19 protein-coding genes are annotated in these 25,962 nt (G+C 39.5%); 14 read left to right on the top strand and 5 right to left on the bottom strand.

Annotation, left to right across the window (positions count from 1 at the left end; genetic code table 11):
• Positions 1-989 precede the first annotated feature (989 nt).
• From HMPREF1505_RS01770 to HMPREF1505_RS01755, 4 genes are all read left to right on the top strand, one after another.
• The gene (locus HMPREF1505_RS01770; RefSeq protein WP_036921611.1) at positions 990-4,067 is read left to right on the top strand and encodes a TonB-dependent receptor; all 3,078 of its coding nucleotides are present in this window, start codon (positions 990-992) and stop codon (positions 4,065-4,067) included.
• Between the two features lie 25 nt (positions 4,068-4,092).
• Positions 4,093-5,640 carry a RagB/SusD family nutrient uptake outer membrane protein gene (locus HMPREF1505_RS01765; RefSeq protein WP_036921607.1) on the top strand — a complete coding sequence of 516 codons (1,548 nt, stop codon included), beginning with the start codon at positions 4,093-4,095 and terminating at the stop codon, positions 5,638-5,640.
• Between the two features lie 515 nt (positions 5,641-6,155).
• Positions 6,156-7,076 (top strand): YafY family protein, encoded by a 921-nt coding sequence (locus HMPREF1505_RS01760; protein WP_036921604.1) that lies wholly within the window; start codon positions 6,156-6,158, stop codon positions 7,074-7,076.
• A gap of 130 nt (positions 7,077-7,206) precedes the next feature.
• Entirely contained in the window at positions 7,207-8,448 is a 1,242-nt protein-coding gene (locus HMPREF1505_RS01755; RefSeq protein ID WP_036921602.1) for an SGNH/GDSL hydrolase family protein, read from the top strand.
• Positions 8,449-8,779: 331 nt separating this feature from the next.
• On the opposite strand, the gene HMPREF1505_RS01750 is transcribed toward HMPREF1505_RS01755, so the two are convergent.
• From HMPREF1505_RS01750 to HMPREF1505_RS01740, 3 genes are all read right to left on the bottom strand, one after another.
• On the bottom strand, positions 8,780-9,586 hold the full coding sequence (locus HMPREF1505_RS01750; RefSeq protein ID WP_036921599.1) for a PoNe immunity protein domain-containing protein: 807 nt from the start codon (positions 9,584-9,586) through the stop codon (positions 8,780-8,782).
• A gap of 37 nt (positions 9,587-9,623) precedes the next feature.
• Complete coding sequence (locus HMPREF1505_RS01745; RefSeq protein ID WP_036921596.1) at positions 9,624-10,346, bottom strand: hypothetical protein; 723 nt, start codon at positions 10,344-10,346, stop codon at positions 9,624-9,626.
• Positions 10,347-10,569: 223 nt separating this feature from the next.
• The gene (locus HMPREF1505_RS01740) at positions 10,570-11,817 is read right to left on the bottom strand and encodes a hypothetical protein (RefSeq protein ID WP_036921593.1); all 1,248 of its coding nucleotides are present in this window, start codon (positions 11,815-11,817) and stop codon (positions 10,570-10,572) included.
• A gap of 409 nt (positions 11,818-12,226) precedes the next feature.
• Between HMPREF1505_RS01740 and HMPREF1505_RS01735 the strand changes: the two genes are divergently transcribed.
• The 8 genes from HMPREF1505_RS01735 to HMPREF1505_RS01700 all read left to right on the top strand — a co-directional run bounded on the left by HMPREF1505_RS01735 (position 12,227) and on the right by HMPREF1505_RS01700 (position 19,226).
• Positions 12,227-12,676: an energy transducer TonB gene (locus HMPREF1505_RS01735; protein ID WP_036921590.1), complete on the top strand. Its 450-nt coding sequence runs from the start codon at positions 12,227-12,229 to the stop codon at positions 12,674-12,676.
• Positions 12,677-12,784: 108 nt separating this feature from the next.
• A complete protein-coding gene (locus tag HMPREF1505_RS01730) occupies positions 12,785-13,186 on the top strand; it encodes a TonB family protein (protein ID WP_231480319.1) in 402 nt (133 codons plus the stop codon).
• A gap of 90 nt (positions 13,187-13,276) precedes the next feature.
• Positions 13,277-13,726: an energy transducer TonB gene (locus tag HMPREF1505_RS12580; RefSeq protein ID WP_051412288.1), complete on the top strand. Its 450-nt coding sequence runs from the start codon at positions 13,277-13,279 to the stop codon at positions 13,724-13,726.
• A 306-nt stretch (positions 13,727-14,032) separates the two neighbouring features.
• Complete coding sequence (gene gpmI / locus HMPREF1505_RS01720; RefSeq protein ID WP_036921586.1) at positions 14,033-15,550, top strand: 2,3-bisphosphoglycerate-independent phosphoglycerate mutase; 1,518 nt, start codon at positions 14,033-14,035, stop codon at positions 15,548-15,550.
• Positions 15,551-15,697: 147 nt separating this feature from the next.
• Entirely contained in the window at positions 15,698-16,300 is a 603-nt protein-coding gene (locus HMPREF1505_RS01715) for a hypothetical protein (protein WP_036921583.1), read from the top strand.
• A gap of 939 nt (positions 16,301-17,239) precedes the next feature.
• Positions 17,240-17,563, top strand: a complete 324-nt coding sequence (locus HMPREF1505_RS01710; RefSeq protein WP_036921580.1) for a hypothetical protein — start codon at positions 17,240-17,242, stop codon at positions 17,561-17,563.
• Between the two features lie 163 nt (positions 17,564-17,726).
• Complete coding sequence (gene ung, locus HMPREF1505_RS01705) at positions 17,727-18,392, top strand: uracil-DNA glycosylase (protein WP_036921578.1); 666 nt, start codon at positions 17,727-17,729, stop codon at positions 18,390-18,392.
• A gap of 243 nt (positions 18,393-18,635) precedes the next feature.
• Positions 18,636-19,226 (top strand): DUF3109 family protein, encoded by a 591-nt coding sequence (locus HMPREF1505_RS01700; RefSeq protein WP_036921576.1) that lies wholly within the window; start codon positions 18,636-18,638, stop codon positions 19,224-19,226.
• A gap of 50 nt (positions 19,227-19,276) precedes the next feature.
• Here the strand turns inward: HMPREF1505_RS01700 and HMPREF1505_RS01695 are convergent, their stop codons facing one another.
• Positions 19,277-20,161: a helix-turn-helix domain-containing protein gene (locus HMPREF1505_RS01695; protein ID WP_036921573.1), complete on the bottom strand. Its 885-nt coding sequence runs from the start codon at positions 20,159-20,161 to the stop codon at positions 19,277-19,279.
• A gap of 216 nt (positions 20,162-20,377) precedes the next feature.
• The gene (gene gyrB / locus HMPREF1505_RS01690) at positions 20,378-22,351 is read right to left on the bottom strand and encodes a DNA topoisomerase (ATP-hydrolyzing) subunit B (protein ID WP_036921570.1); all 1,974 of its coding nucleotides are present in this window, start codon (positions 22,349-22,351) and stop codon (positions 20,378-20,380) included.
• A gap of 230 nt (positions 22,352-22,581) precedes the next feature.
• Here gyrB and HMPREF1505_RS01685 point away from each other — a divergent pair, with 230 nt between their 5' ends.
• Together HMPREF1505_RS01685 and HMPREF1505_RS01680 are read left to right on the top strand one after the other, a co-directional pair.
• A complete protein-coding gene (locus HMPREF1505_RS01685; protein WP_036921567.1) occupies positions 22,582-24,639 on the top strand; it encodes a TonB-dependent receptor in 2,058 nt (685 codons plus the stop codon).
• A 111-nt stretch (positions 24,640-24,750) separates the two neighbouring features.
• A complete protein-coding gene (locus HMPREF1505_RS01680; protein WP_036921564.1) occupies positions 24,751-25,953 on the top strand; it encodes an MFS transporter in 1,203 nt (400 codons plus the stop codon).
• The last annotated feature ends 9 nt before the right edge of the window (positions 25,954-25,962 follow it).

Below are 25,962 nucleotides of genomic sequence, written 5' to 3'. Positions count from 1 at the left end.
TTTTGGTATGAACGCTTTGTATATAAATTGCTAACAGAATTGGCAAACTATCTCCGTCGCTCCATGCACCGACGGTGCCTCCGTGCCTACCAGTGCCTACTTTGATATTCCTCCGTACTCTCCGTCCCTCTGTGTGACATTTCGTCAGAGACCTAAGCTTAGACGGATTGTTATCACTCCAAAATTCTGAAGACCCACTTTTCTTTACATGCCTTCAGTAGGATAACTTTACATTATTTGTGGTTCTAACAGCGTAAATGTAAGGTTAAGTTCTTATTATTTTATATATTGTTTATGTTGTCTTGTAAACAATTCCCTAATAAAGATATTCTTTATACCTTATAATATGCTATAAGGATTCTTTCTTTCTGTTTTTGAATCCCAATCGGTCATTAGAGGCTAAACATATGTCATTGCGCACATGTGGTGCGAAGGGTCAGCACCAACCGTGTTAAGCCTTAGCACCAATGGTGCGGAGTGCTAAACACCTTGTAATATGTCAGTTGTTCGTGCGTAACTCATTGTTAGAAAAGGCTTATTTTATTGTTAGTAAGCAGGTTTGTTAAGTTATTTTCTTCTTCTAAAAAACGGGTGATATTGCTTGTTTGGAGTAATATTAATAATCGCTATTACGATTTAATGGCAGATTTGGCTCTAAAGTTACTTTATCTCTCTATACTTAATTATATTTTAATCTTTAATAAGGAATGGAAGTGTAATACTTACAATATGCTGTTTTATGTACCGTTATAAATAATAATTAATTTATTTTCATGCAATAATATGTCGTTTCGTAAAAATGAAATATTAATAAATGTGAAAATATTAATTAAAATTTCACTTCCACTTGGAACTTTAAAAGCGGTGTACTATCTTTGTGAAGTGTTAAAAAAGATACCTATTAGGATAGTACCATTTTGTAATACCTTACGTATTAATAGTTTGAGTCTGAAATAGTTTATTTATTATATTAATTAAAGAGAGAATTTATGGAAAAAAGACTAATGATGTTTTTAGTCGGTCTATTCCTAAGTTTAGGAACAGCGCTGGCGCAGACAGAGATTAGCGGAACTGTAGTTTCCTCAGAAGATGGGCTACCAGTCGTTGGGGCTTCTATTCTTGTAGCTGGCACACAGATGGGTACTGTCACAGACATTGATGGTAAATTCCACCTTATTGTACCTGCTGGAAAGAATCAGTTACGTGTGCAATATGTTGGTCTAAAAACTCAGCTTGTACCAGTTTCAGACGGCATAAAGGTGGTAATGAAACCTGACGCAGGCTCACTTGAAGAAGTTATTGTTACTGGTTATGGTAACTTTAAGAAATCAAGCTTTACAGGAGCTGCTGCTAACGTTGACCCTGGTAAATTGTCTGATGTGCCTGTAGCTTCTGTCCAAGACAAGATAGCAGGTTCGGTTCCTGGTGTTACTGTGACAAGTGCATCTGGTGCTCCTGGTTCTGTAAGTAATATCCGTATTCGTGGTATGGGTTCAATTAACGCTGGTAATGAACCTTTGTATGTTATTGATGGTACGCCTATGATATCAGGAGATGTCAATGGCTTCGGTCAAGGCAACTATAATGAATCTGGAACAAATGTGCTTGCGACTCTTAACAGTAATGATATTGAGTCAATTACTGTCATAAAAGATGCAGCAGCAGCTTCCCTTTATGGTTCACGTGCGGCAAATGGAGTAATTGTAATTACAACAAAGAGTGGTAAGAAAGGAAAAACACATGTCGATTTTCGTAGCGACTGGGGTTTCTCTAATGTAGCTATTAATTATCGCCCAGTATTGGGAGGAGATGAACGACGTGAACTGTTGTTACTTGGTTTGAAGAACTATGCTCTTTATAAAGAGGGTAAGTCTGAAACAGATGCAGAGACTTTTGCTAATAATAATATTGAAGACTTTGCATCAAAGCCTATAGTGGGATATGATCAAAGTGGTAAGCCTATTAAAGAGTGGACAGATTGGAAGAGCCTTCTCATTAAGAGGGGACATCACCAAAACTATCAGGTTAGCTTGAGTGGTGGTGGTGAGAGTACACGTTTCTACACCTCACTTTCTTATATGAAGCAAACTGGTATATTCTCTAATCAAGGTATGGAGCGTTTCACTGGTAATGCTAATGTAACACATAAGTTTGGTCATTTTACGTTGACATATTCTTCTTTGTTCTCAAAGATTAATCAAAACCTTACCAACGATGGAGGAGCTTCTTTCTCAAGTCCTATAGCCAATTACGCATTTATTCAGAGTCCATCTTCTGTTGCTTACTTACCTGATGGAACCATGGCTCGTGGAAGTGAAACAAATAGTTTGACCAGTGTAAACCCAATCTATGAGGCTTTGCATACGTATGATAAAACAGATATCAAGCGTGCCTTTAACTCTTTGAAGTTGGATTGGAATATATGGGATGGTCTCCGTCTGAGTGAGAAGATAACATACGATTATACTTCAAATAATGAAGATGTACTTTGGGACCGTTTGTCAAATGACGGTAGTCCTTCTGGTAATCTGCAACGCTACAATGGATCTATCAGCCAGTTAAATGGTCAGACACAGTTGGCATATGTGAAAACTTTTGGTCTACACAATATTGATGCCCTTTTAGGCTATGAAACTGAGAAGTATGTCACAAGGTATAATTACATTAGTGGTAAAGATTATCCTGGTGACCTCTACGAATTTGGTAATGCTGGTACAACCAGTGCAGAGAGTAAAGTAAGTGGTTACACTCTTGCAAGTTGGTTAGGACGAGTAAACTACAACTATGATAATAAGTATTATGCTGGTGTGAGTTTCCGTCGTGATGGTAGTAGTCGTTTGTCAAAAGACAATCGATGGGGTAACTTCTGGTCAGTTTCTACAGCATGGCGTTTTGGTTCAGAGAAGTTCATGGAGCCTATCAAGCAGGTTGTTAGCGATGGTAAGTTACGTGCAAGTTATGGTGTGAATGGTACGCTACCAAGTAGTTTCTATGGTTATCAAAACTGGTACAAATATGGTCAATATTATAATGGAAAATCTGGTATGGCTATTGTTGGTATTGGTAATCCTGAATTACAGTGGGAAAAAAACCGTTCTGTCAACTTTGGTCTTGACTTAACGTTACTTGATCGCATATCTGTGACTTTCGATTATTATGTACGTACAACGTCTGACCTAATCTTTGATTTACCAATATCAGCAGTGCCTGGTTATTATAATAGTGATAGATTTTCCAAGAAAGCTGTTAATGTAGGTTCACTACGTAATAGAGGTTATGAAATAACTATTCAAAGTAACAACCTCCAAACAAAGGACCTTACATGGACAACAATGCTGAACTTCGGACATAACCATAATGAACTTACTAAGATTTATGGTGAAGAAAATCAGATTATCAGTGGTGTTCGCATTCATAAAGTAGGTGAACCTTATTATAGCTACTATGGCTATGAGTATGCTGGTGTTGACCCAAATACTGGTAGAGAATCTTACTACATCAATGATGGAACAAGCAATGCACGTAACACAACAGTCAATCCTAATGAAGCGAAAAAAGTTATTATAGGAAATCACGAAACAAAGATAGAAGGTGGCTTCAGTAATAATATCACATGGAAGTTTATTGATTTCGGTCTGAACTTTACATTCTCTCTTGGAGGTAAGGCTTTTGATGCAGCTACATGGCAACATAATAATGGAAACTATACCTTCGGTGGTCAGTTACCAACTTATTATGACATCAATAAGATGTGGACAGGTCCTGGCGATACGAATGCCTCACAGCCAGTGTTCCAGTATGGTAATTCAAGTGAAGTATCTTCTCGTTGGTTGATGCCAACTGATTACCTGCGTCTGAAGAGTTTGACACTCGGATTTACAGCTCCATCACACTGGGTTACACATATTGGTTTGAGTAAGGCACGTGCATTCTTCTCTGCAAGTAACTTGTTGACATGGAAATCAAAGGATCTTTATGTTGATCCAGAAATGCGTGTCGATGGTGTATGTACTTTCCAGACACCTGCACTCCGCACCTTTACTTTCGGTATTGAACTTGGTTTTTAATGTCTATTAATTAAAAATATTGTTTATGAAAAGAACTTATAAGAAAATATATAGCCTTATGCTTGCTGTAGTTGTAATGACTGGTGCGGCATCATGTGGTGATGAATTTCTCGATCAGAGACCGAGCGATGGTGTTTCAGAAGGAACTGCCATCAATAACAGTTCTGACATGGTCACAGCGCGTACAGGTATGTATGCGGCTTTGAAAGGTTCGTCCCAAGCCAAGGATTATTATGGCTTACAGATGTTTCTTTATGGAGAGATGCACGGAGAGGACTTGCAGTATAATTATAAGTATGGTAGTAATCGTGCTTCGTTCTATTACAAGATGGAATATACTACAGCCTCTAATTTTAGTAATACTACTGCGATATGGCAGTCACCTTATGTTGTAATTCAAACCGCAAATCATATCATAGAAGCGGCAGATGGTGGAAAACTGACGGATAAGGATGATGCGGACGGAAAGGCATTGATAGGTCAAATCCGTGCTGAAGCTTTAGTCTTAAGAGCTATGGCAACTTTTGATTTAACACGTGTCTATGGAAAGACTTACACAGAGGATAATGGTGCATCTTTAGGCGTACCATTGGTTACAAAGGTAATGTCAACAGAGGAAAAACCTTCCCGTAGTACGGTTGCAGAGTGTTATACTCAAGTAATCAAAGATTTGAATGAGGCTATAAGCTCTGGTAATTTAGAAACAAAGCCAGAAACTGGTTATATGAGTCTTTATGCAGCTAAGGCTTTGTTATCACGTGTTTACTTAACAAAAGGTGATTGGGCAAATGCACTTTCAACAGCCGAAGATGTTATTAATAATTCTGGTAATAAACTTTGGGCTGCTGATGAGTATGTTCAAGCTTGGAAAAAGGACGATAAGAACCATTCTAATGAGATGCTTTTTGAGCTTTCAGTTACCAATTCACAAGATTGGAATGACAGAGAGGGTATTGCTTATATGTATGCGGAGAATCGCCCCGATGTTCCTGGCTATGGGGATGTATGTGCAACAAAAAGCTTTGTAGAACTCCTTGCAGAAGATCCACAGGATGTTAGAGCTAACGTATTCTTAGCCCCATCTGCTGATAAAAAGAAAGTATTTAATGGTGCTAAGGTCTATCTGAATAAGATGCCTGCATATAACGGAGATGTTCGTTATTCGAACATTCCTTTACTTCGTCTCTCTGAAGTTTATCTTAATGCAGCAGAAGCAGCTTTTAGATTAGGAAATACTACAAAAGCGGCTCAGTACTTGAATGATATTATCAAAAATCGTACAAGTGATACCACTAAGCAGGTTACAGCTTCTGATGTTACTTTAGCGCGCATATTGTTGGAACGTCGAAAAGAACTTGTAGGTGAAGGACAACGTTTCTTCGATGCTCTCCGTAATAATGAGACTATCACTCGTTATACAAGTGATGCATCGCGTGGTTGGCATGACGTATTAACGACAGAGGCTCGTAGTTACAACCGAGATTATTATAAGGCATATCCTGCAATTCCTGGTTATGAGGTTGATGCAAACTCTAATCTCAAAAATCAGCAGAACACTGGTTATAGTAACTAATAAATAACTTTCTTTACAGATCAATATTTGGGGAGCTAATTGTCTAAAGCAATTAGTTCCCCATCTTGCGTTAAATTATTATGTTTATCCAACTTCAAGAGTAATAAACTATTATTCTTTTATTGTGTTCGTCTTTAGTTACTCCCTAACAGCTTTTTATCTCTGTTATAAGAGAATGGTTCCTATAGGCTTCTATCTCTATTTGTTGAGATAGAGATTATCTAAAACTAATTTTCCTGTCATTCCTGTCATCCAAAGTACTTGTCTAACTCATTTGTTTGCAATGGAGTTATGTGAAATGTTAAAAGTGACAGCAAATCAAAATAAAACTATTCTTGTACGTTACATAAATATATCACTTTTGGTAGGGAATCATTATATCTTGCTATGAGAAGAGTCTTTTGTTATAGAGGATAGTGTCAGTGGTTAGATATGATTCGGCATAAAAAAGTGCTGTAGAGATTAATAAAAGTGTTGTTTCTGCGTTATATATCATATGTCTATTCATTGTAAGAATGAGATTCGATAAATTAAAGAAGCAGTTAGAACTCTTGATTCTATTGTCTGATGGACGCAATTATACGGTTGAAGAACTGTGTGAGCGGATGAACTTGTCGCGTAGGAATTTCTATTACCTACTCGACTTCATCAAGCATGCAGGTTTTATCGTATTTAAGAATCAGGGCTATTATCATATTGATCGTCGCTCTCCTTTCTTCACACAGCTGTTACAGACGATTCAGTTTACAGATAAGGATGTGAAGACGATACATAGTGTACTGACAATGGCTGGTAATGATAGTGAGATGGTGAACCAGCTAAGGCAGAAGTTGGAAAGTTCTTATAACTTCTCTGTGTCTGCAGAGTCACCCATTCGTCGCCAAATGGAGAGTAACCTGAAACTGCTACGCAAGGCCATGGCAGAGAAGAAGACGGTACGTTTAATTGGTTATTCAAGTCCACATAGTCACTCTGTTAAGGATCGTCTTGTAGAGCCTTTCCTTTTGTTGCATAATAATGAGGATGTACGCTGTCATGAATTGGTGTCAAAACAAAATAAGACATTTAAGATTTCTCGCATGACGAGTGTGGAAATACTGGATACATCGTGGTTACATGAAGACAAGCATAGGCAGGTGTTTACGGATATCTTTATGTTTAGTAGTGAGGAACGATATCGTGTGAAGTTACGTTTAGGGCAGTTATCCCACAATCTCTTTAAGGAAGAATACCCACAAGGGGCGCATTATATTACTCCGAATGCGGATGGCTCGTGGCTTTTAGATATAGAAGTATGCGATTATCGTGGTTTAGGTCGTTTCGTTCTCGGACTCTTTAAAGATATAGAAATCATAGAGGGTGATGGTTTTAAGGCATATCTGAGAGCGGAAATAGAAAGTCTTATTGATTCGTCAAACCAACTATTGCAGAAGTAGGAAGTTTATTCTTTGTTCTATTATTCATTGCAAACTATCATTATTTATCATTAACCTTCCATTAATAGAAATATGTTCTCTTTTAGTTAGAGATAGTGCGAGAAGCTTGGGAGGTTTAAAATTCAGGAAAATGTTTACACGTAAGATTTTATTCGTTTTATTGTTTTTTATCACATTCAACGCTTATGCACAGCAAGAACGTTGGGTAGGTACATGGGCTTGTGCGCCACAGACAGTTGATAAGGGTTTTATGCCTTATAATAACCAAATGACGAATCGCTCCGTACGACAGGTCGTGAAGGTGAGTATCGGTGGCCCTGTTATTCGTTTGCAGTTGAGTAATGAACTGTCTTCTGAGCCTGTTGAGATTACCAGTGTTTATATTGCAAAGGCTGGAGAAGGGTCAGAGATACAGAAGAATTCAGCTAAGTATCTCCGTTTTAATAATAAACGTCGGGTAACGATACCTGCTGGTAAGGCTGCCTTTTCAGATGCGTTGAAATTCGATTTACAACCATTGGAGCGTTTGTCAATTACGATTAACTATCTTAAAGCACCAAAAGAACCTACTGTTCACATGGGTTCGCGTACTACATCTTATATATTACGTGGTGTGACAAATGCTAATACTGATTTCTCAACAGCTTTCAAAGAGGACCATTGGTTTAATATTTCTGCTATTGATGTTCTTGATGCCTCTGCTTCCAGTGTGGCTATCCTTGGTAATAGTATTACCGATGGAAAGGGTTGTGTTACAAATGCACAAGACCGTTGGCCTGATTTTATGTCTGCCGTACTGAATGGAGAACATGAGTCGAAGAGTCCGAAAACGGGTGTATTGAATCTTGGTATTGGGGATAATCGTATCCTCTCTGTGGGTTTAGGACAGCCAGGAAAGGAGCGTTTTGATCGTGATATATTGGGACAAAGAGGACTTCGTGCAGTAATCATCTTCGAGGCTATTAATGATATCGGTACGTCAACCAATCCAGAAGAAACTGCTCGCCAGTTGATAGAAGCCTATCAAGTGATGATTAAGAAGGCTCGCCAGCGTGGCTTGAAGGTCTATATGGGGACAATAACTCCTTTTAATGGCTGCAAAGGTTACTTTACAGAGGCACGTGATGCAGCACGTAAGACGGTGAACGAATGGATAAGAACAAACCATGAAATCGACGGTTTCATCGACTTTGATGCACTTATGCGTGATCCGTCATCACCCGACCGTTTGCGTAAAGAATGGCAGATTGGCGATTGGTTACATCCTAACCCTAAAGGGTATAAGATGATGGGAGAATATGCTGCCAAGAGTCTCGAAGACATGAATGTACCAACTCCCTCCAATCAACGACCATTAATAGAAAGGAAGTAATAAAATCCACATCGATTGACTCCTATACGATAATGTCTATCATTCTTACTGAAAATGAAAATCTACTTTAGAATGATAGACATTCTCTTTCTATAGCAAAGCAAGAATCTATAAATAAAGTTTTCTGTCATGTCTGTCACCTATCAGAATCATTTAAGTCGTTAATTAACAGCATACTTACGAGAAATGTTAAATGTGACAGCAAAAGAAAATAAAACTATTTTTGTAATATTATGTACTATATTCTGATCATAATAGATGCTATCACTTCCTAATTTAGAAAAGTCTACTGCTTCGTATATTACAAGGTGAAAGCAGAATCTGATCATTTTTACTCATCGTTAGTTGTATTGTCTTCTTCCCAATGTACCATGTCATAAGGATAATATGGATTATCCTTTAGGTCGGAATCATCTATCTGCAGTATCTTTGCTACGGCTGCGACCTCCCAAGCCCAGTAACCACGATAACAGCTTGTTTTCAAATGATTATTATACCAAGGGGCATCCTTATTCAAGTTATACCATTTCCCGATGTAATCTATCAAAGCTTTCTTCGCTGCTTGCGCATCAGACAACTGTGTTAATTTGAAAAGCCCTTTATACAACTTAGGGAAGGCAAGCTTATTTACATGCGTTTGTTTCTTATCTTCGCCCATTCGAGAGTTCAGCATAAACCAGAGTAAAAGGTCTGGAGTCCAATCAGCTGGCTTTGCCTGATTATCTACCCGTTCCACATAATCAATAAGCTGCTGAAACTCTGCACAGGAAACATTTAGTAGAATACCTAACGAAACTCGTTTCAGGATTTCAAAATATATTGGGTCTTCAATAGCAAGACCCGTTATAAAATACTCCAAAGAATTTGAATATATTCGTTTTAATTCCATCATATTCGCATCCATAGAATACCTTATTTCTATTTCAGAGATGTACTGTTCCCCTAATGACCAATGTAAGTATACGGTATCTAACCTTTTGTTGGTATTCGCTTCCAATATTAATCTCTCGGTTTCACCTTTATTTTTCGCGGTTTCTATCAACATCTTGCTAAAGAATTTCCTATTCTTTATTTTATCCCTAATAGGTTTATCTTGCTTCTGTTTAGCATGACTAAAGAAATAATCAAATATACCCATAACTTATTCTTTTATTAGGAAATACAACCCAATAACATTATTGCTGCATTGGTATTGACGAGGAACTCTTAGAGTCATGATATAATTCCTCTATACTCTTCCAATCAGTAGGAGAATCATCCCGAATTATTTCAACAGCCTTCTGGGTATATAATGTTTCTCCATTAATCCCATCAATGAGATAAATGTTATTCCGATTATCTTTCCAATGAGCACAGACTATATAAATCGGTCGCTTAATGTACTCTCGTTCTTCATAACGTCTTACACTATACACTTCCTTCTTATCCATGAGATTAATACCATATTGGTGCAACATTTTTACTTTTAATGAATCTATGCTAAACTTATAAGGCAAATCATAATCTACACATCTTACTTCATGTCCATGACCATCGAATTGATATCCTTTACCTACTGGCATTTGATAAAGATATGCACAATATGCCGTTATATTTCCCACTGTGTTATACAGATAGATATATTCGTATGGAGAGTCTCTATATGTATGAGACTCTCGAAAGCCAGCAAAGGAGTTATTTACGTATTCATCTTCTAATTCTATAAGCTCACCCAACTTTCCTTCTTTGCGTATACGATAAGCAGTAGGATTTTTTCTTACTAACGTCTTATACTCCTCAATATCAAATCGCTTATATCTTAAAGTATCCTTGTCACTATTATTACTTAAATTATCTTGCCCAACACATGTTGTCGCAAACAATAATAACCATAGAATTACCGATAACTTACTCATCATTAAATATTCTTCTTTTTAATTATGATTCGTGATATGCCACACACACACTTACATTATTGCGATTATAGATTTCTACTCTGCATGGGAATAATACCTATCTAAAGAATAAGAAAGGCTTACTCTGCAGTCAGCTCGAGGACTCTACTTGAACCCTCGTTGGCTGAGAGGACCATCAAACCTACCTTCATCAAATAGTCACCTGTGTACCTTTGTTCGTTACAACTTAATGATGAAGGTGTGGTAGGCATGAGGCTGATTTATCCTCTGCTGCAAGTTCTATATCTGCTTCAGGAAGTTCTTCTTGTGACTTTTCCATCTTCTTTTTCATTCTACTTTTAATCGATCTGATGGCTTGTGATGTACAACAGAAGGCATCAGCTTTCTGCTCGTCGGTCATCCCGTTGTGTTCCATTATATAGTAGAATGTCTCCTTAGGAGTGAACGCATAGCGGGGATTATTGAGGATATAGGCAAGGTCGTAGTCGAAGTTAGGCATAATAGCGTTGAGAGCCTGCTGTTCACGTTTACCCATCTGTGAGATATTTCCACCTTTTAGAATGGTATAGAGCACGTCTATTCCCAACTTAGTTTGTTCGATGGAATCGGCTGTTTTTGTGTCTCCATTATGTGTAGGAGTTTTCTGTTTCAACTGTTCTAACTGATTGATTTTACTGTCAACTTCAGCCTTCATCTCATCTATCGTTGCATCTTTTCGGCGGAGCAACTGCTGAATATTCTGCTCTGTCATCTCTTGTTGTCTGCGATAGGTATGTAGCTGTTGGCGCATACGACGGCGGAACCATACAACGATACCAGATGTAAGGAGTATCAAGATGATAACAAGATAAGCGATATAGAGTTGAAGTTGTAAGGCTTTACGTTGTGCGATAGCCACTTCATAACGGTCTTGTATCTGTATAATCTCAATATCTTTCTCCGGTGAAACCGATAAAATTTGATGTTTTTCAATGCGTGTTCGCAGTTGATTAATACTCTTCTCTTGGTCTTTACGAATACGAGGCTTGAAGGATTCAGCCTTCTTTACGTACAGCAGAGCAGAGTCGCGTTGTCCGATTTGGTTGAAAACAGAGGCTTTACCGAGGTAAATATCCGTCAGTCTGTGACTCTTCTTACTATCATTTGCATAGCGAGCAGTATGGGCGAAGTAGTCAAGTGCCAATTTATAAGCACCATTTTGGGCATTCAATAGAGCAATACGATAGTATGTAGCAAACTTCAAAGAGTCTTCTGTTACGTTGAAAAGGTGCTTTTCTGCCGATTTTAGCTGATACATCGCATTCCTTGTGTCATGCTTAGCCATGAAGAAAGCAGCACTGTCGAGCCTCATCCGAGTGATTCCATCGTCTGTTGCAGGATAGTTAGGTAGTTTTCTTTGGCTGCATGAAAGCAAAGTCAAAAGAGTAATCAGTAATAAAATCGGTTTTTTGTTCATATTTGCAAAGATACACATTCTACTGCGTATTGCCAAATTAGGGTGGGAAGAAAGGGGATGAAAAGCTACCTTAAAGGTTGGTAAAGTGCGAAAACGAGGGAACTTTTATAAGCTTTATTGTGTCAAAGAAGTGAAGTTGTTAGTTGTAAATTATTGATAGTCAAATGTTAACTTGTTTTACATGTGTCAACTCTAATGGGGCTATTGCATTGCATTATATTCTTCTTTACCTTTGCATCGACAATAAGTTCCAATATATGTCATCTGCATTTCATAAACCTGCGGCGACGTGATTGCGTTTAAGCGTTGGCGCAGGTTTTAATTTAAGAATGTTCACAAGACTCTTCAAAGTGAGGAGTTTGTTTATAATAATCCCTCGAAAGGCTGCGTTTAGTAGCTGTAAAGGAGAATAAAACAAAAGGTTTATATGATGAAGCGAATTTTGTTAGCAATGTCACTTAGTATCTGTATGGAAGGAACTGTTACTGCCCAACAGAAGAATATGTCGATGAAACCTTATGAAAATGAGGTTCGGAAAGATACAATCGATACCTTAGGAGTGAAAAAAGAAATGCCCGAGAAGATTATCTGTTGTATTCCTCCAATGCCATCTTTCCCAGGTAATATTCAACAATTCCTCCGTACTCACCTTGTATGGCCAGCCGGTCGTAAGAACAAGAACGTTGAAGGGAGGGTGGTTGTCAAGTTTTATATAGACCGCGACGGTAGCTGTTCTCAATTTAAGGTGCTCCGTTCGTTGAATCCATCTTTCGATGCTGAAGCATTAAGGGTATTGAAGTTAATGCCAAAATGGAATATGAGTTCTATGGAAGGAAGTGGTACTTGGTATGTCTTGCCAGTTTATTTTAAGAAGTAAAAAGCTCAACAATAAAAGTCTACGGTTATGATGAAGAAACTGTTGTTAGTCCTGTTTTTAAGTTTTGTAGTCGTTAGTAATATCAATGCACAGAAGCATAAAAGAACGATGAAACCGAAGAAAAAGGAGCAAACTGAGCAGCCTTATTGTGCTGAACCAGCCTTTGCTCTTTGTTATGATACATTGAATGTGGACACCTTAGGGGCAAAGATGTTTGAAACCGCCGAGGGTTTGAAGCCTTCGTTCCGAGGTAATCTCCTCGAATTCATCGCATCAAATCTTCAATATCCGCCTGAATTGGCAGAAAGCACAGTGTCAGGAAGAGTCATTATAAAGTTTTTTGTGACTCCCTCTGGTCGTTGCTGTCTGTTCAGGGTTATGCGTTCTGTAGACCCATTTTTGGATAGAGAGGCACTTCGCGTACTAAAACTTATGCCAGCGTGGGAGTGGGAAAGAAGACCGAAGCAGGGAGTTTGGCAGCTTGTGCCTGTCACTTTCAGATTATTATAAGCCTAAATTGCTCATGTTGTCATCACTTTTTGTAAGCCGTTTTTTTATTTATATAGCAAGGAAACGAACTTTTAAACGTATATAATTATTATGAATAAGTTTTTGATTATATTCTTTTTATCTTTGATGACTGTAGGTAGTATTTATGCTACGTACAGTAGCCAAATGAAATACCAACAGAAACATATGTGTAATACGAAGGCTATTACCTTGCCAGATAAGTCTAAAAAGGCTTGGCAAGATACCGTTTTTATTCTAAAAGAACTCCCATTCTTTCCGGGAGATTTTAATGAGTTTATCTTTTCTAACTTTCATTATCCCCCATCTTTAATGGAAAATTGTATACAGGGGAGGGTGGTAGTAAAGTTCTGTATTAACCCCAAAGGAAAGTGTGATCATTTTTCTATTGTGCGTTCTGTAGACCCATTGATTGACAAGGAAGTTCTGCGTGTTTTAAGGTTAATGCCAAAATGGAAATGGAGGGATCGAACGAAGAAATGTTTGTGGATGGTAAAGGCTGTAGAATTTCAGTTGAGATAAGAATGAATAATAGTTTAATCGGCAATCTTGTTTTTGGATATAGATATTTTTGTGAGGAGATAAAGCCACGTTGTAGGGGGTAATACCGATGAAATCGGCATAATTGATAGTCTAATGTTAAGCAAGACTATGTTTTTAAGTAATCCAGTGTAGGTTAGGACGAAACAATACTTAAGATTCTATAAGTTTCTATCTTAAAATTCCAATGGCTTTTTGCACCCATCTTATTCTTTTATCGTACCTTTGCAGTAACAAAAATAATAATAGGTAATAAACGAAGATAATAACAAAAATAAAGGAATAATTATGGCAAAGAAAGCTTTATTGATGATCCTTGATGGATGGGGTAACGGTAAGCATGGTAAGGGTGATGTAATCTATAACACACCAACTCCATACTTAGATTATTTGAATGCAGTTAGTGCACACTCTGAGTTGCAGGCATCAGGTGAAGATGTCGGTCTGCCAGATGGTCAGATGGGTAACTCTGAGGTTGGTCACTTGAATATAGGTGCAGGTCGTATTGTTTATCAGGACCTCGTTAAGATTAACAAGGCTTGCCAGAGCGGTGACATCTTGAAGAACCAAGATATCATTAATGCATATAGCTATGCACAAAAGAATGGTAAGAAACTCCACTTGATGGGTCTGACCTCTACGGGTGGTGTTCACTCTTCACTTGATCACCTCTTCAAACTCATCGAGATTGGTAAGGAGTATAACCTCAAGGATGTTTACGTTCATTGTTTTATGGACGGACGTGATACAGACCCAAAGAGTGGTGTTGGTTTCGTTGCTGAGATTCAGAAGGTTTGCGATGCGAATGATGCACATATCGCTTCAGTCGTTGGTCGTTTCTATGCAATGGACCGTGACAAGCGTTGGAATCGTGTGAAAGAAGCATACGACTTGCTCGTTGAGAGTAAGGGCGTACAGGCTACTGACATGGTTAAGGCGATTGAGGCAAGCTATGCAGAAGGTGTGACAGACGAGTTTATCAAGCCTATCGCAAACTCTTCTGTGAATGGTAAGATTGAGGAGGGTGACGTAGTTATCTTCATTAACTTCCGTAACGACCGTGCTAAGGAGTTGACATCTGTGCTCACACAACAGGACCTCCCAGAGGAGGGAATGCACACAATTAAGGATCTGCAGTTCTACTGTATGACTCCATACGATGCAAACTTTAAGAACGTGAATGTTCTCTTCCCTAAGGAGAACGTAATGGATACATTAGGTGAATACCTCAGCAAGCTCGGTAAGAAGCAGCTTCATACAGCCGAGACAGAGAAGTATGCACACGTAACCTTCTTCTTCAATGGTGGTCGTGAGCAGCCTTACGAGGGTGAAGACCGTATCTTGGTTCCTTCTCCAAAGGTTGCGACATATGACTTGCAGCCAGAGATGAGTGCCTTCGAGGTGAAGGATAAACTTGTTGGTGCTATCAATACACAGGAGTATGACTTCATCGTTGTGAACTTTGCTAATGGTGATATGGTAGGTCATACAGGTGTTTATAATGCCATTGCAAAGGCTGTATGGGCAGTTGACCAGTGTGTAAAGGAGGTTGTTGAGGCTGCGAAGGCTAACGATTATGAGACGATCATCATCGCTGACCATGGTAATGCAGACAACGCAATCAATGAGGATGGCAGTCCAAACACTGCTCACTCACTCAACCCAGTACCATTCATCTATGTTACAAACAACAATTCTGCAACAGTGAAGAATGGTCGTTTGGCTGACGTTGCTCCTTCAATCCTTCATATTATGGGCTTAGAACAGCCAGCAGATATGACAGGTGAAAATCTTATTACAGATTAATCAAAGGTTAATTATATTAAATTAGGCAAATCCCAAAGGTCTTTTATGACTTTTGGGATTTGTTTTTTTATTACCTTTGCTGCCGTGAGTCGTATTTCGACTCTAATATTATATAGGTATTAGTATTTATTTTTAAGATTAAAGACAATGAAGAATCGTAAGTTAGTATTATCATTAGTAGCCCTTGCAGGACTCTCTTCTCTTAGCGCACAAGCACAGACCAACAATACAGAAAAACCTCATGAGACTATCATGCAGCGTGTTGACACGTTGGCAAAAAAGGTAGGTGCTGATGTTAAACATGCAGAGGGTGTGGAGAAAGCTAAGTTAAACGCTGAGGCACAGAAGGTAGGTGCTGCCGTTAAGAAGGCTGAAACTACTGAGAAAGCAAAGCTCAACGCAGACAAGCAGAGAGTTAAGGCAGACCTTGCTAAGGACAAGGAGAAGGTAAATAAGGTTTATCAGGATGATAAGGCAAAGTTCAATGCTGATGTAAAGAAGGCTGAGAACGGTCTTACTAAAGATGAGCAGAAAGTAAAGAATACTTATCGTAAGGATGAGGCAAAGGTAAAGCAGGATGTTGCTAAGGATAAGCAGAAAGTAAGAAACGCATATCGTAAGGACAAGGCAAAGGTTAAGGCTGGCGTAAAAAAGGTTAAGCAAGGTCTTGCTAAGGACGGACAGAAAATCAAGAACACTTATAACAAGGACAAGGCAAAGGTTAAGGCGTTCTTTAAGAAGGAGAAATAATTTGCTTAAATAGAAACAATTATTTAATTGTAGATAAAAGAGTCGTGTTTATTCACGGCTCTTTTTGTGTTCTTCCGTTAAAAGTGTAGATCGTTAATAGAATGAGATTAATCTACATATAGGGTATGATTACCCCCAATAATATAGTTTTATAAAGGCTCAACACCCAACAACCATCACTCAACACCAGTATGATTACCTCCTATTGGATGGTTTAAGAACGGGGGATAAACTACATGACAAATATAATTAGGTGCGATGTCTATCTGCTTTCTACATACAACTTACTCCCTCATTAGTCGAGTTTTGTAATTTATTTTCATGCAATTCAAAACCAATACATGCTCTTTTAGCTTCTAAAAGACGCCCAATTGGCTTGCAAAAGGTGCCCTTTAAGCCTCTTACTAACGCCCTTTTGAAGTGCAATTAAGCACCTTTTACTTTACTGATTTATAACTAATTGATTTCCTGTTGATTACAAACCTGTTTTTTGTATGTGATTTTACCGTTATTTATTGATGTCTTACTCAAAATTATGTAATGATTTTTCAAACGCTTGTCTGCAGATTTTCGAAGTCTTAAATTGGAAATATTTTCAATGAAGGAGGACGATAATAGGATAGATACTTGACTGTCTTAGCTATGTTTTTGTTTAATGAGTAACTTCGGTTTTTCCTTTAAAGCAATACGAAAAGTGTCTATGCATTTAACGGAAGAACCTCTTTTTGTTTGTTGGTAAGGAAAAAGAACGATTAAGATTGTAGTTTACATAAATTCACTAAACAAACAAGTAGGTTTTAATAAATCTAAAATTTATAAACAGAATGAATCTTTTTTGCAGTTGAAACTTCTTTTTTCATTACCTTTGCGCCCATAAGGGATTATATCCTTTCCGAGTTTTAAAGATATTAATGTATAATTTTTAAACAGTAAAAGATTATGGATTTTAAGAAAATAGCATTATCATTTGTAGTAGCATTTAGCGTATGTTCACTTAGTGCACAGGCACAGAATCAGTGTTCAAAGAAGTGTGATAAGGCTCCAAATGAGCAGGTAGAGAAGGGTAAGCAGTGCGATAAGGCAGGTAAGGCTTGTGATGAGAAAGCTGAGAAGGCTTGTGATAAGCAGGCAGGTAGCTGCTGCAAGAAGCAGGAAAAGGCTTGTGATAAGTCTGCTAAGTCTTGCGACAAGGCAAAGAAGGACTGCAAGAAGGGACAGGCTGGTAGCTGCTGCAAGAAGCAGGCTCAGCCAAAGAAGAAGTAATAGTTTAGCTTTAAAAATAAGAAAGTCGTGTCGAAAGGCACGACTTTTTTGTTGTTATCAGAACTTTATCGTACTTTTGTAGTAACAAAACTGCATGTAGTAAGATGTGATAAGTTATATCTTTGTTTTAATCTTATTACATTTGCAGATAACAATCATAGCTATGGGTGTAAAGATAGAACCATCGTGGGCACAGCAACTGAGTGGAGAGTTTGAGAAACCTTACTTTCAGCAGTTGGTTGAGCAGGTGAAACAAGAGTATGCACAGTTCCCTTGTTATCCTCCGGGAAAGTTGATTTTCAATGCCTTTAATCTTTGTCCTTTCGATAAAGTAAGGGTTGTGATTATCGGTCAAGACCCTTATCATGAGCCTGGACAGGCGATGGGATTAAGCTTCTCCGTGCCTGATGGGGTACAGCTTCCACCTTCATTGCAGAATATCTATAAGGAGATTGCTGCAGATTTGGGTACATCTATCCGTCAGTCTGGCGACTTAACACGTTGGGCAGAGCAGGGAGTTCTCTTGCTGAATGCTACACTTACTGTTCGTGCACATGTTGCCAATAGTCATCAACGGTTAGGGTGGGGAACCTTTACCGATGCAGCTATCAAGGCACTTAGTGATGGACGAGAGAACTTAGTCTTTATGCTTTGGGGCGGTTTTGCGCGTAGTAAGAAGGCACTGATTGACCAGCAACGACATTGTGTCATAGAAAGTGTACACCCTTCGCCACTCTCTGCTAACCGTGGAGGCTGGTTTGGACAGCATCAGTTCTCACGTTGTAATGCCTACTTGACCTCTTGTGGGGCGCAACCTATTGAGTGGTAAGTAGGCAAGTTGACGAGTTTAGGGGTTGACAAGTTAGTTGTTATTAGGCTTATGGGGCGTATTAGCCTAATAACTCTAATAAGAATAGCATAATAGTCAAAGCTCTTTGACACTCTAAAAGCATGTTAGGAGGGAATTATTTACGTGAAAATAAATTGGAAGGGAGTTCCGTTTTAGTGAGAAGATGCTGTTGAGCGAACGGCAAGACATAGTCAGAAATGAAATAATTTAGCGTTAAGAAAGATGGGTAATACGTATGATCATATATTCATGGTGGGTGATGTGCTTGTCTCACCAGATATAATCAATGTGAAGTTTTGCTGCGACCTTGATAAATGTCATGGTCAGTGCTGCATTGAGGGAGATGCTGGTGCACCTGTAACCTTGGACGAGACAATGGAGATTGAGAATGTCCTTGATACTGTTTGGGGTGATTTGTCAGCTTCTGGGCAGTCGGTCATAGATAAACAGGGTGTCGCTTACACCGATGAAGAGGGCGATTTGGTGACGAGTATCGTTGGTGGTAAGGATTGTGTCTTCACTTGTTATGAGAATGGTTGTTGTCTTTGTGCCTTGGAGCGTTCCTACCGTAATGGCAAGACAGGCTTCGTAAAACCTATTTCTTGTTCGTTGTATCCAGTTAGAGTGAAAGACTTTGGGAATGGTACTTGTGGTATTAATTACCATCACTGGCGCATCTGCGCCGACGCAAGAAAAAAAGGAGAAGAACTGAATCTTCCCCTTTATAAGTTTTTGAAGGAACCCCTTACTCGTAGATTTGGTAAGGAGTGGTATGATGAATTGTGTGAGGTAGCTGAGCAGTTGTTGGGGTGATTAGGCTATTAGGCCAATTAGCCTAATAAGGCTAATAAGCCTAATAGCTCTCAACTCTTCCTAAACTGCGATGGACTCATGCCCACATGTTCCTTAAAGTATTTACCCATAAAGCTCTGATTGGCGAAGTTTAGTTCATCAGCAATCTGCTTAATACTCATCGTACTGTTTCTAAGCATCACGCGTAACTCACGTGTAACGTAGGAGTCAATCCAATCACTTGGTGTACGTCTGCTGACAGTACGCACGGTTTCAGAGAGATATTTAGATGTGATACACAGTTGTTGTGCGTACCAACTGACACGCCTTTCCGTACGATAGTTCTTTTCCACAGTCTGAATGAAGTCGCGGAAGATAGCTTCAGCACGAGTCTGTCCTGCTTCTCCTACTTGTTGGAAGCGATAGATGATATCACTCATATCGATGATAAGTGCCTTTAGCATTGTCATAACTAACTCACGACGGAAGCGATGACCAGTATCAATAATCTTCTCCTTGATATGCTGAATGTCGTTTTCTAATGCCTTTGCCTGATTGTTATCAAGGTGGAAAACAGGATGCGTACGGGCAAAGAGGAAGAGAGCAGACAGTTCGTGAACTCCGCTTACAATGTTCTGAAAGAAGTCATAAGACATGATGAGGGCAATTCCCTTGCAATCACGTGAGAGCATATAGTCGGCAACTACCTGTTCTTCGCTAATGATAATGACGTCCCCAGCACCCACCTCGTGCATCTTTGTATCAACAGTATATTGTGCATGACCGCTGGTACAGAGGGCAAGAAAGAGAGACTTCATACGAGAAGGATTGGTAGGAAGTGGTACTTGCGTAATATCCTCGAAGAGAATAAGGTCGTTATCAATAAATTTACCTTCAGGATAGACAGCTTTTGCTTGTGCTACATTAACTTCGAGAAGCCTTATCTTTTTGTTCATTTTCCTATTGTTTTGAATTTGCAAATATACTCATTTATTTCTTCTTTCGAAAAGTTTATGTGGGAAAAAGAACAATATTCATAGTAATAAAAGCGATAATAAGCGATTATAGGTGATAATTAGGAGAAAATAAAAACTCCCTTTCTCGTTTTGTGAGAAAGGGAGTTTCTTTATGTTTTCAGCTTTAGAAGCTGTGTAGAATCTACTTAGAAAAGCTTATGCATCAATGTTAGCATAGGTCGCATTCTTCTCGATGAACTCACGACGAGGCTCAACATCATCACCCATCAGCATAGAGAAAATCTCATCTGCATCAGCAGCATTCTCGATAGTAACCTGCTTCAAGAGTCGTGTCTTTGGGTCCATAGTTGTCTCCCAAAGCTGTTCTGGGTTCATCTCACCAAGACCTTTGTATCGCTGTGTGTGGATAGCCTTTGCATCTTCAACACCATTAGCGTACTTATCGATGAAAGCCTGACGCTGTTGCTCGGTGTAGCAGTATTCGCTTACCTTCTTATAAGTACACTTGTAGAGTGGAGGTGTAGCGATATACAGATGTCCCTGCTCGATAACCTTTGGCATATAACGATAGAAAAGCGTCATAATCAGTGTGTCGATGTGAGAACCATCGACGTCGGCATCGGTCATGATGATAATCTTGTCATAGCGAAGTTTATCGGTATTTGCCTCAAAGTCGCCTTCTCCCTCAACGCCAAAGCGTACACCGATAGACTGAATGATATTCATAACAGACTCTGCCTCGAATACACGATGACGCTGAACCTTCTCTACATTCAGAATCTTACCACGGAGAGGGAGGATAGCCTGTGTATAACGGTCACGTCCCTGCTTAGCTGAACCACCCGCAGAATCACCCTCGACAAGGAAGATTTCGCAGTCTTTAGGGTCCTTGTTAGAACAGTCAGCCAACTTACCAGGCAAGCCACCACCACTCATCACGTTCTTACGCTGTACGCTTTCGCGTGCCTTACGGGCTGCAACACGAGCTGTAGCAGCAAGGATAACCTTGTTACAGATCATCTTTGCCTCGTTAGGATGCTCCTCGAGATAATCGGTCAGTGCCTCACCAACAGCCTGCTGAACGGCACCAGAAACCTCACTGTTACCTAATTTGGTCTTTGTCTGACCCTCAAACTGTGGCTCTGCAACCTTAATAGAGATAACAGCTGTCAAGCCTTCACGGAAGTCTTCACCTGCAATCTCAATCTTAGCTTTCTCCAACTGCTTAGAAATCTGTGGGTCATTGTCAGCGTATGTCTTCAATGTACGAGTCAATGCGGCACGGAATCCCTGCAAGTGAGTACCACCCTCGATAGTGTTGATATTGTTAACGTATGAGTGGATGTTCTCTGTATAATCAGTGTTGTACATCACAGCCACCTCGATAGGAATGTTTTGCTTCTCAGTCTTGAGATAGATAACATCATCGAAGAGATGCTGACGATGGCGGTCAACGTAACGAACGAACTCCTTCAAACCATCCTTAGCATGGAAGACCTCAGTACGTGTCTTGCCTGTTTCTGGGTCTGGACGAAGGTCGGTAAGTGTAATCTTAATACCAGCATTGAGATAAGCCAACTCGCGCATACGACGTGCTACGATAGGCCATTGGAAAACTGTAGTGGTGAAAATCTCTGGGTCTGGCCAGAACTGTTGACGTGTACCTGTCTTGTCAGTCTCACCAACAACCTTTACAGGATAGAGAGGCTTACCCTTCTCATACTCCTGCTGGTAGATTTTACCATCACGGAACACCTGTGACTTCATGTGTGTAGAGAGCGCATTTACACAACTAACACCCACACCATGCAAACCACCGCTGACTTTATACGAACCCTTGTCGAACTTACCACCTGCGTGGAGCACTGTCATAACAACCTCAAGGGCGCTCTTGTGAAGTTTTTCGTGCATGTCAACAGGGATACCACGACCATCATCCTCAACGGTAATGGAGTTGTCCTCGTTGATTGTAACCTCAATGTTCTGACAGTAGCCAGCCATTGCTTCGTCGATAGAGTTATCGACGGTCTCGTTAATCAAGTGATGGAGTCCCTTCTCACTAATGTCACCAATGTACATAGCAGGACGCTTGCGTACTGCCTCCAAGCCTTCTAATACCTGGATGTTACTGGCGGAGTAATTATTCTCGTTTTCTGGATTTTCTGCCATTTTCTTTCGATTGTTCTTATAGTATGCAAAGATACACTTTTTCCTTTATATTTGAAAATAAAAACCTGCAAAAAACACAAAAGAAAGCATATCAAATTGCTGTTTTGTGCTGATAATTAGCTTTTATTCTTTTTAGTGGTAATATTTAATTTCCTTATAAATGAGGATTGTTCGAAAAAGTCATTATCTGTACCTTTGCACCACAAAAACATTAACAAAAAGCCATCCTTATGTTAAATACCTTATTATTTGCATCCCTTGCTATTAGCGGGGTAGCTGGAGTGACTCCAGACTCAGTAGTGAACACAGATGTATCACTTAACGAAGTAGTCGTTACTGACTTCAAGCAGAACAAGAGAAACCTAACTTCTATTGCAGTTTCAACCATTAACAGTCAGCAATTACTGAACCAACAAATTGTGAACTTGAAGGAATTAACGGCAGTAATGCCTAACTTTTACATGCCCGACTATGGTTCATATGCTAACACACCTATCTTTATTCGTGGTATCGGAGCAAAGACGAAGGGTTCTGCCGTGGGTTTCTATGTAGATGGTGTGCCTCATTTTGAGTCGTCAGCATTTAATATTGACCTTAGTGATATTGCTGCTGTAGATGTGTTTCGAGGTCCGCAAGGAACCTTATACGGCCGTAACACTATAGCAGGTGTTATCAATGTCTACACACATAACCCTCTTGATTATCAGAAGACGCGTATAAAAGTAGGTTATGGAATGTATAACGATGTTGTAGCACAGGTTTCTAACTATTCTAAGCTGACTGATAAACTTGGTTTGTCGAGTGCTATTTCTTATCATCATAATGATGGTATGTTCATCAATCAGTTCCTGAATAATAAGGCAGATAAGGTGAATGAGGCTGAAGGACGCCTCGGACTTTACTGGCGACCAACCATGAATTGGCTTATTCATCTCAATAGTACGCTTACTCATAGTAAGCAGAATGGTTATCCATATGCACCATATGACCTTACGAAAGATGTACTGTCACCTATTAGTTATAACCGCAATAGCACTTACAAACGTCTGATTTCAACAACAGGTCTTAATGCTCGATATGAGAATAGTCGTATTAGTTTCAATAGTCAGACATCTTATCAATTCATCAAATCACATCAGGGGATAGACCAAGATTTCACACCAAAGGACCTCTTCTATGCTGATAATAGTTATCATCAGAATATGCTTTCACAAGAGCTAACCTTGAAATCGAATGATAAAGGTCGTTACCAGTGGATTATTGGTATGTTTGGTATGCTACTCCATTCTGACCCCTTTATAGAAACAAGCTATTATACAAAGGATTTCTCGACTCCAACTTCCTATAAAAATCCTACAGCAGGCTATGCAATCTATCACCAGAGCTCTTATAATATATGGAGGGGTTTATCGGCAACTGTTGGTTTACGCTTCGATTATGAGCATGCGAAGATAGACTACAATCAAGATAAGGTAACGTTAACAACAGGTGCTAATGCACATGTGAAGGACTTTGTTAGTAGTGCAAACTTCCGCCAGTTCACTCCTAAGTTTACGCTTCAATATCTTACAAACAGGGACAATCTCTACTATGCGAGTGTCACTCGTGGTTATAAGCCAGGCGGATTTAACACTATCTTTAAGACCGATGCAGAGCGTGCATACGACCCAGAATACAGCTGGAATTACGAGGTAGGGGCGCGATTGAAGTTCTTGAATGGACGACTGACAGCTGAAGCAGATCTTTTCTACATTGATTGGCGACACATGCAGACTACCTATACTATTCCTGCTGTGGGTAATCTAATTGCGAATGCAGGACATACGGATAGTAAAGGATTCGAACTTTCATTTGCTTATCATCCAATAAAGAGCTTACAGTTTAGTATGAACTATGGTTACACCCACGCTCGTTACTTGGAATATAAGAAGAGTGCTACAGAGGATTTCTCGGGTAATAGACTTCCAATGGTGCCTAACCACACACTCTCAATGGATGGGACTTACACCGTTTTGCAGGCAGGTTGGTTTGATAAGATTGTCGTTAATGCAGGCTTAACAGGTCTCGGTCGTATCTATTGGGCTGATGATAACGTTGTACGCCAGAACTTCTATGCAACGCTTAACGCAAAGGTTAGTCTCACAAAAGGTATATTCACATGGGATTTATGGGGTAAGAATCTGGCAGGAACTGACTATATAGCGTACAGTTTCAAGATGTCAACTGGTAACTATGCACAGAAGGGTAAGCCTCTTACCTTTGGTACTTCCCTCAGCATGACATTCTAAGGAGAGGATAAAGGGTAGGAGAAAAAGGATGCTGTAGCTAATTCAGCTCACTTCTCCTAAAGTCCTTTCTCATGATATGTAACACGCTGCTCTACTTATATAATTCACAACATGTTCAACAGCATTTCATCAAAGAAACTAAGTTTTGGTACGTTCTTCTGTCTATATATTGCACAGATGGTACCGTCATCCTTTCTTATGACAGCCTTACAGGTTATCATGAGAGAAGGACAATATAGTCTTGCAACCATTGGATTGCTAAACCTTGTCCGAGTTCCATGGACAATAAAGTTCCTATGGTCGCCTTTTGTTGACCGCCACTGCGTAACAGTGCGTGACTACAAACGTACGATTATCGCTACAGAGTTGATATATGCCGTTGCACTCTTAGCCACAGGGCTGATTAATGTACGTTCAGAAATCATGCTTGTAGTCATTCTGGCGTTTATCTCTATGCTTGCTTCGGCTACGCAAGACATTGCTACAGACGCGCTTGCCATCCTTTCTTTTAAGAAGCACGACCATAGTATGCTTAATAGTATGCAGTCTATGGGAGCTTTCGGAGGTGCTGTTATTGGTGGAGGAGTCTTGCTTATCTTACTGAAAAGCTATGGTTGGAATGTTGTAGTACCCTGCTTAGCCTTGTTTGTTTGTATGATGATTATTCCTTTAATGTTTAATCCTCATATCAAGATAGAGAATGAGAAACCAAGAGAGCGTGCGAAGTGGACTGACATCTTTAGCTTCTTTGGACGTAAGGAGATATGGCCACAGATAGGTTTCTTGCTGCTGTATTATATGGGAATCATCGGTATTCTTTCCATGTTGCGTCCTTACCTCGTTGATAAGGGGTACGATATGAAGGAGATAGGATTCCTTACGGGTATCGTCGGAACTGCTGCTTCCTTCGTTATGGCGTGGTTTTCTGGAGTTCTCATACGGCGAATTGGAATTTATAAGGCTCGTATTATCATTGCAGGACTTATTATACTGGCACCTATCTACTTCCTTGCAATGACTTTTGCCGACTTTAACAAGACTGCATTTGTCATCGGAATCATTTATATTCAAGCTTGTTACGGATTGGCAACTGTGGTTCTTTACACTACAGCCATGCGATGCGTACGTCCTGGTAGAGAAGGGACTGACTTTACCATACAAATTGTTATTAGTCATGTAAGCGGTCTGCTTGTTGCGGTATTGGCGGGAACGGTGGCACATATCTTCGACTATCGTGGTCTTTATATAGCTGAGACAGTGGTGGCTATCGTCAGCCTTATTTATGTTCTCTCAGCCTTTAAAAAGGAACAATAAACCATGTGT

Source organism: Prevotella sp. ICM33, assembly GCF_000517825.1.
Taxonomy (GTDB): domain Bacteria; phylum Bacteroidota; class Bacteroidia; order Bacteroidales; family Bacteroidaceae; genus Prevotella; species Prevotella melaninogenica.
The sequence above is the reverse complement of the archived record's forward strand: the minus strand, read 5'-3'. Positions and strand labels throughout refer to the sequence as shown.

Coding starts and splice junctions, on each gene's coding strand:
- HMPREF1505_RS01770 (WP_036921611.1), top strand. CDS start 990: ATGGAAAAAAGACTAATGATGTTTTTAGTCGGTCTATTCCTAAGTTTA.
- HMPREF1505_RS01765 (WP_036921607.1), top strand. CDS start 4,093: ATGAAAAGAACTTATAAGAAAATATATAGCCTTATGCTTGCTGTAGTT.
- HMPREF1505_RS01760 (WP_036921604.1), top strand. CDS start 6,156: ATGAGATTCGATAAATTAAAGAAGCAGTTAGAACTCTTGATTCTATTG.
- HMPREF1505_RS01755 (WP_036921602.1), top strand. CDS start 7,207: ATGTTTACACGTAAGATTTTATTCGTTTTATTGTTTTTTATCACATTC.
- HMPREF1505_RS01750 (WP_036921599.1), bottom strand. CDS start 9,586: ATGGGTATATTTGATTATTTCTTTAGTCATGCTAAACAGAAGCAAGAT.
- HMPREF1505_RS01745 (WP_036921596.1), bottom strand. CDS start 10,346: ATGATGAGTAAGTTATCGGTAATTCTATGGTTATTATTGTTTGCGACA.
- HMPREF1505_RS01740 (WP_036921593.1), bottom strand. CDS start 11,817: ATGTGTATCTTTGCAAATATGAACAAAAAACCGATTTTATTACTGATT.
- HMPREF1505_RS01735 (WP_036921590.1), top strand. CDS start 12,227: ATGATGAAGCGAATTTTGTTAGCAATGTCACTTAGTATCTGTATGGAA.
- HMPREF1505_RS01730 (WP_231480319.1), top strand. CDS start 12,785: ATGAAACCGAAGAAAAAGGAGCAAACTGAGCAGCCTTATTGTGCTGAA.
- HMPREF1505_RS12580 (WP_051412288.1), top strand. CDS start 13,277: ATGAATAAGTTTTTGATTATATTCTTTTTATCTTTGATGACTGTAGGT.
- gpmI (WP_036921586.1), top strand. CDS start 14,033: ATGGCAAAGAAAGCTTTATTGATGATCCTTGATGGATGGGGTAACGGT.
- HMPREF1505_RS01715 (WP_036921583.1), top strand. CDS start 15,698: ATGAAGAATCGTAAGTTAGTATTATCATTAGTAGCCCTTGCAGGACTC.
- HMPREF1505_RS01710 (WP_036921580.1), top strand. CDS start 17,240: ATGGATTTTAAGAAAATAGCATTATCATTTGTAGTAGCATTTAGCGTA.
- ung (WP_036921578.1), top strand. CDS start 17,727: ATGGGTGTAAAGATAGAACCATCGTGGGCACAGCAACTGAGTGGAGAG.
- HMPREF1505_RS01700 (WP_036921576.1), top strand. CDS start 18,636: ATGGGTAATACGTATGATCATATATTCATGGTGGGTGATGTGCTTGTC.
- HMPREF1505_RS01695 (WP_036921573.1), bottom strand. CDS start 20,161: ATGAACAAAAAGATAAGGCTTCTCGAAGTTAATGTAGCACAAGCAAAA.
- gyrB (WP_036921570.1), bottom strand. CDS start 22,351: ATGGCAGAAAATCCAGAAAACGAGAATAATTACTCCGCCAGTAACATC.
- HMPREF1505_RS01685 (WP_036921567.1), top strand. CDS start 22,582: ATGTTAAATACCTTATTATTTGCATCCCTTGCTATTAGCGGGGTAGCT.
- HMPREF1505_RS01680 (WP_036921564.1), top strand. CDS start 24,751: ATGTTCAACAGCATTTCATCAAAGAAACTAAGTTTTGGTACGTTCTTC.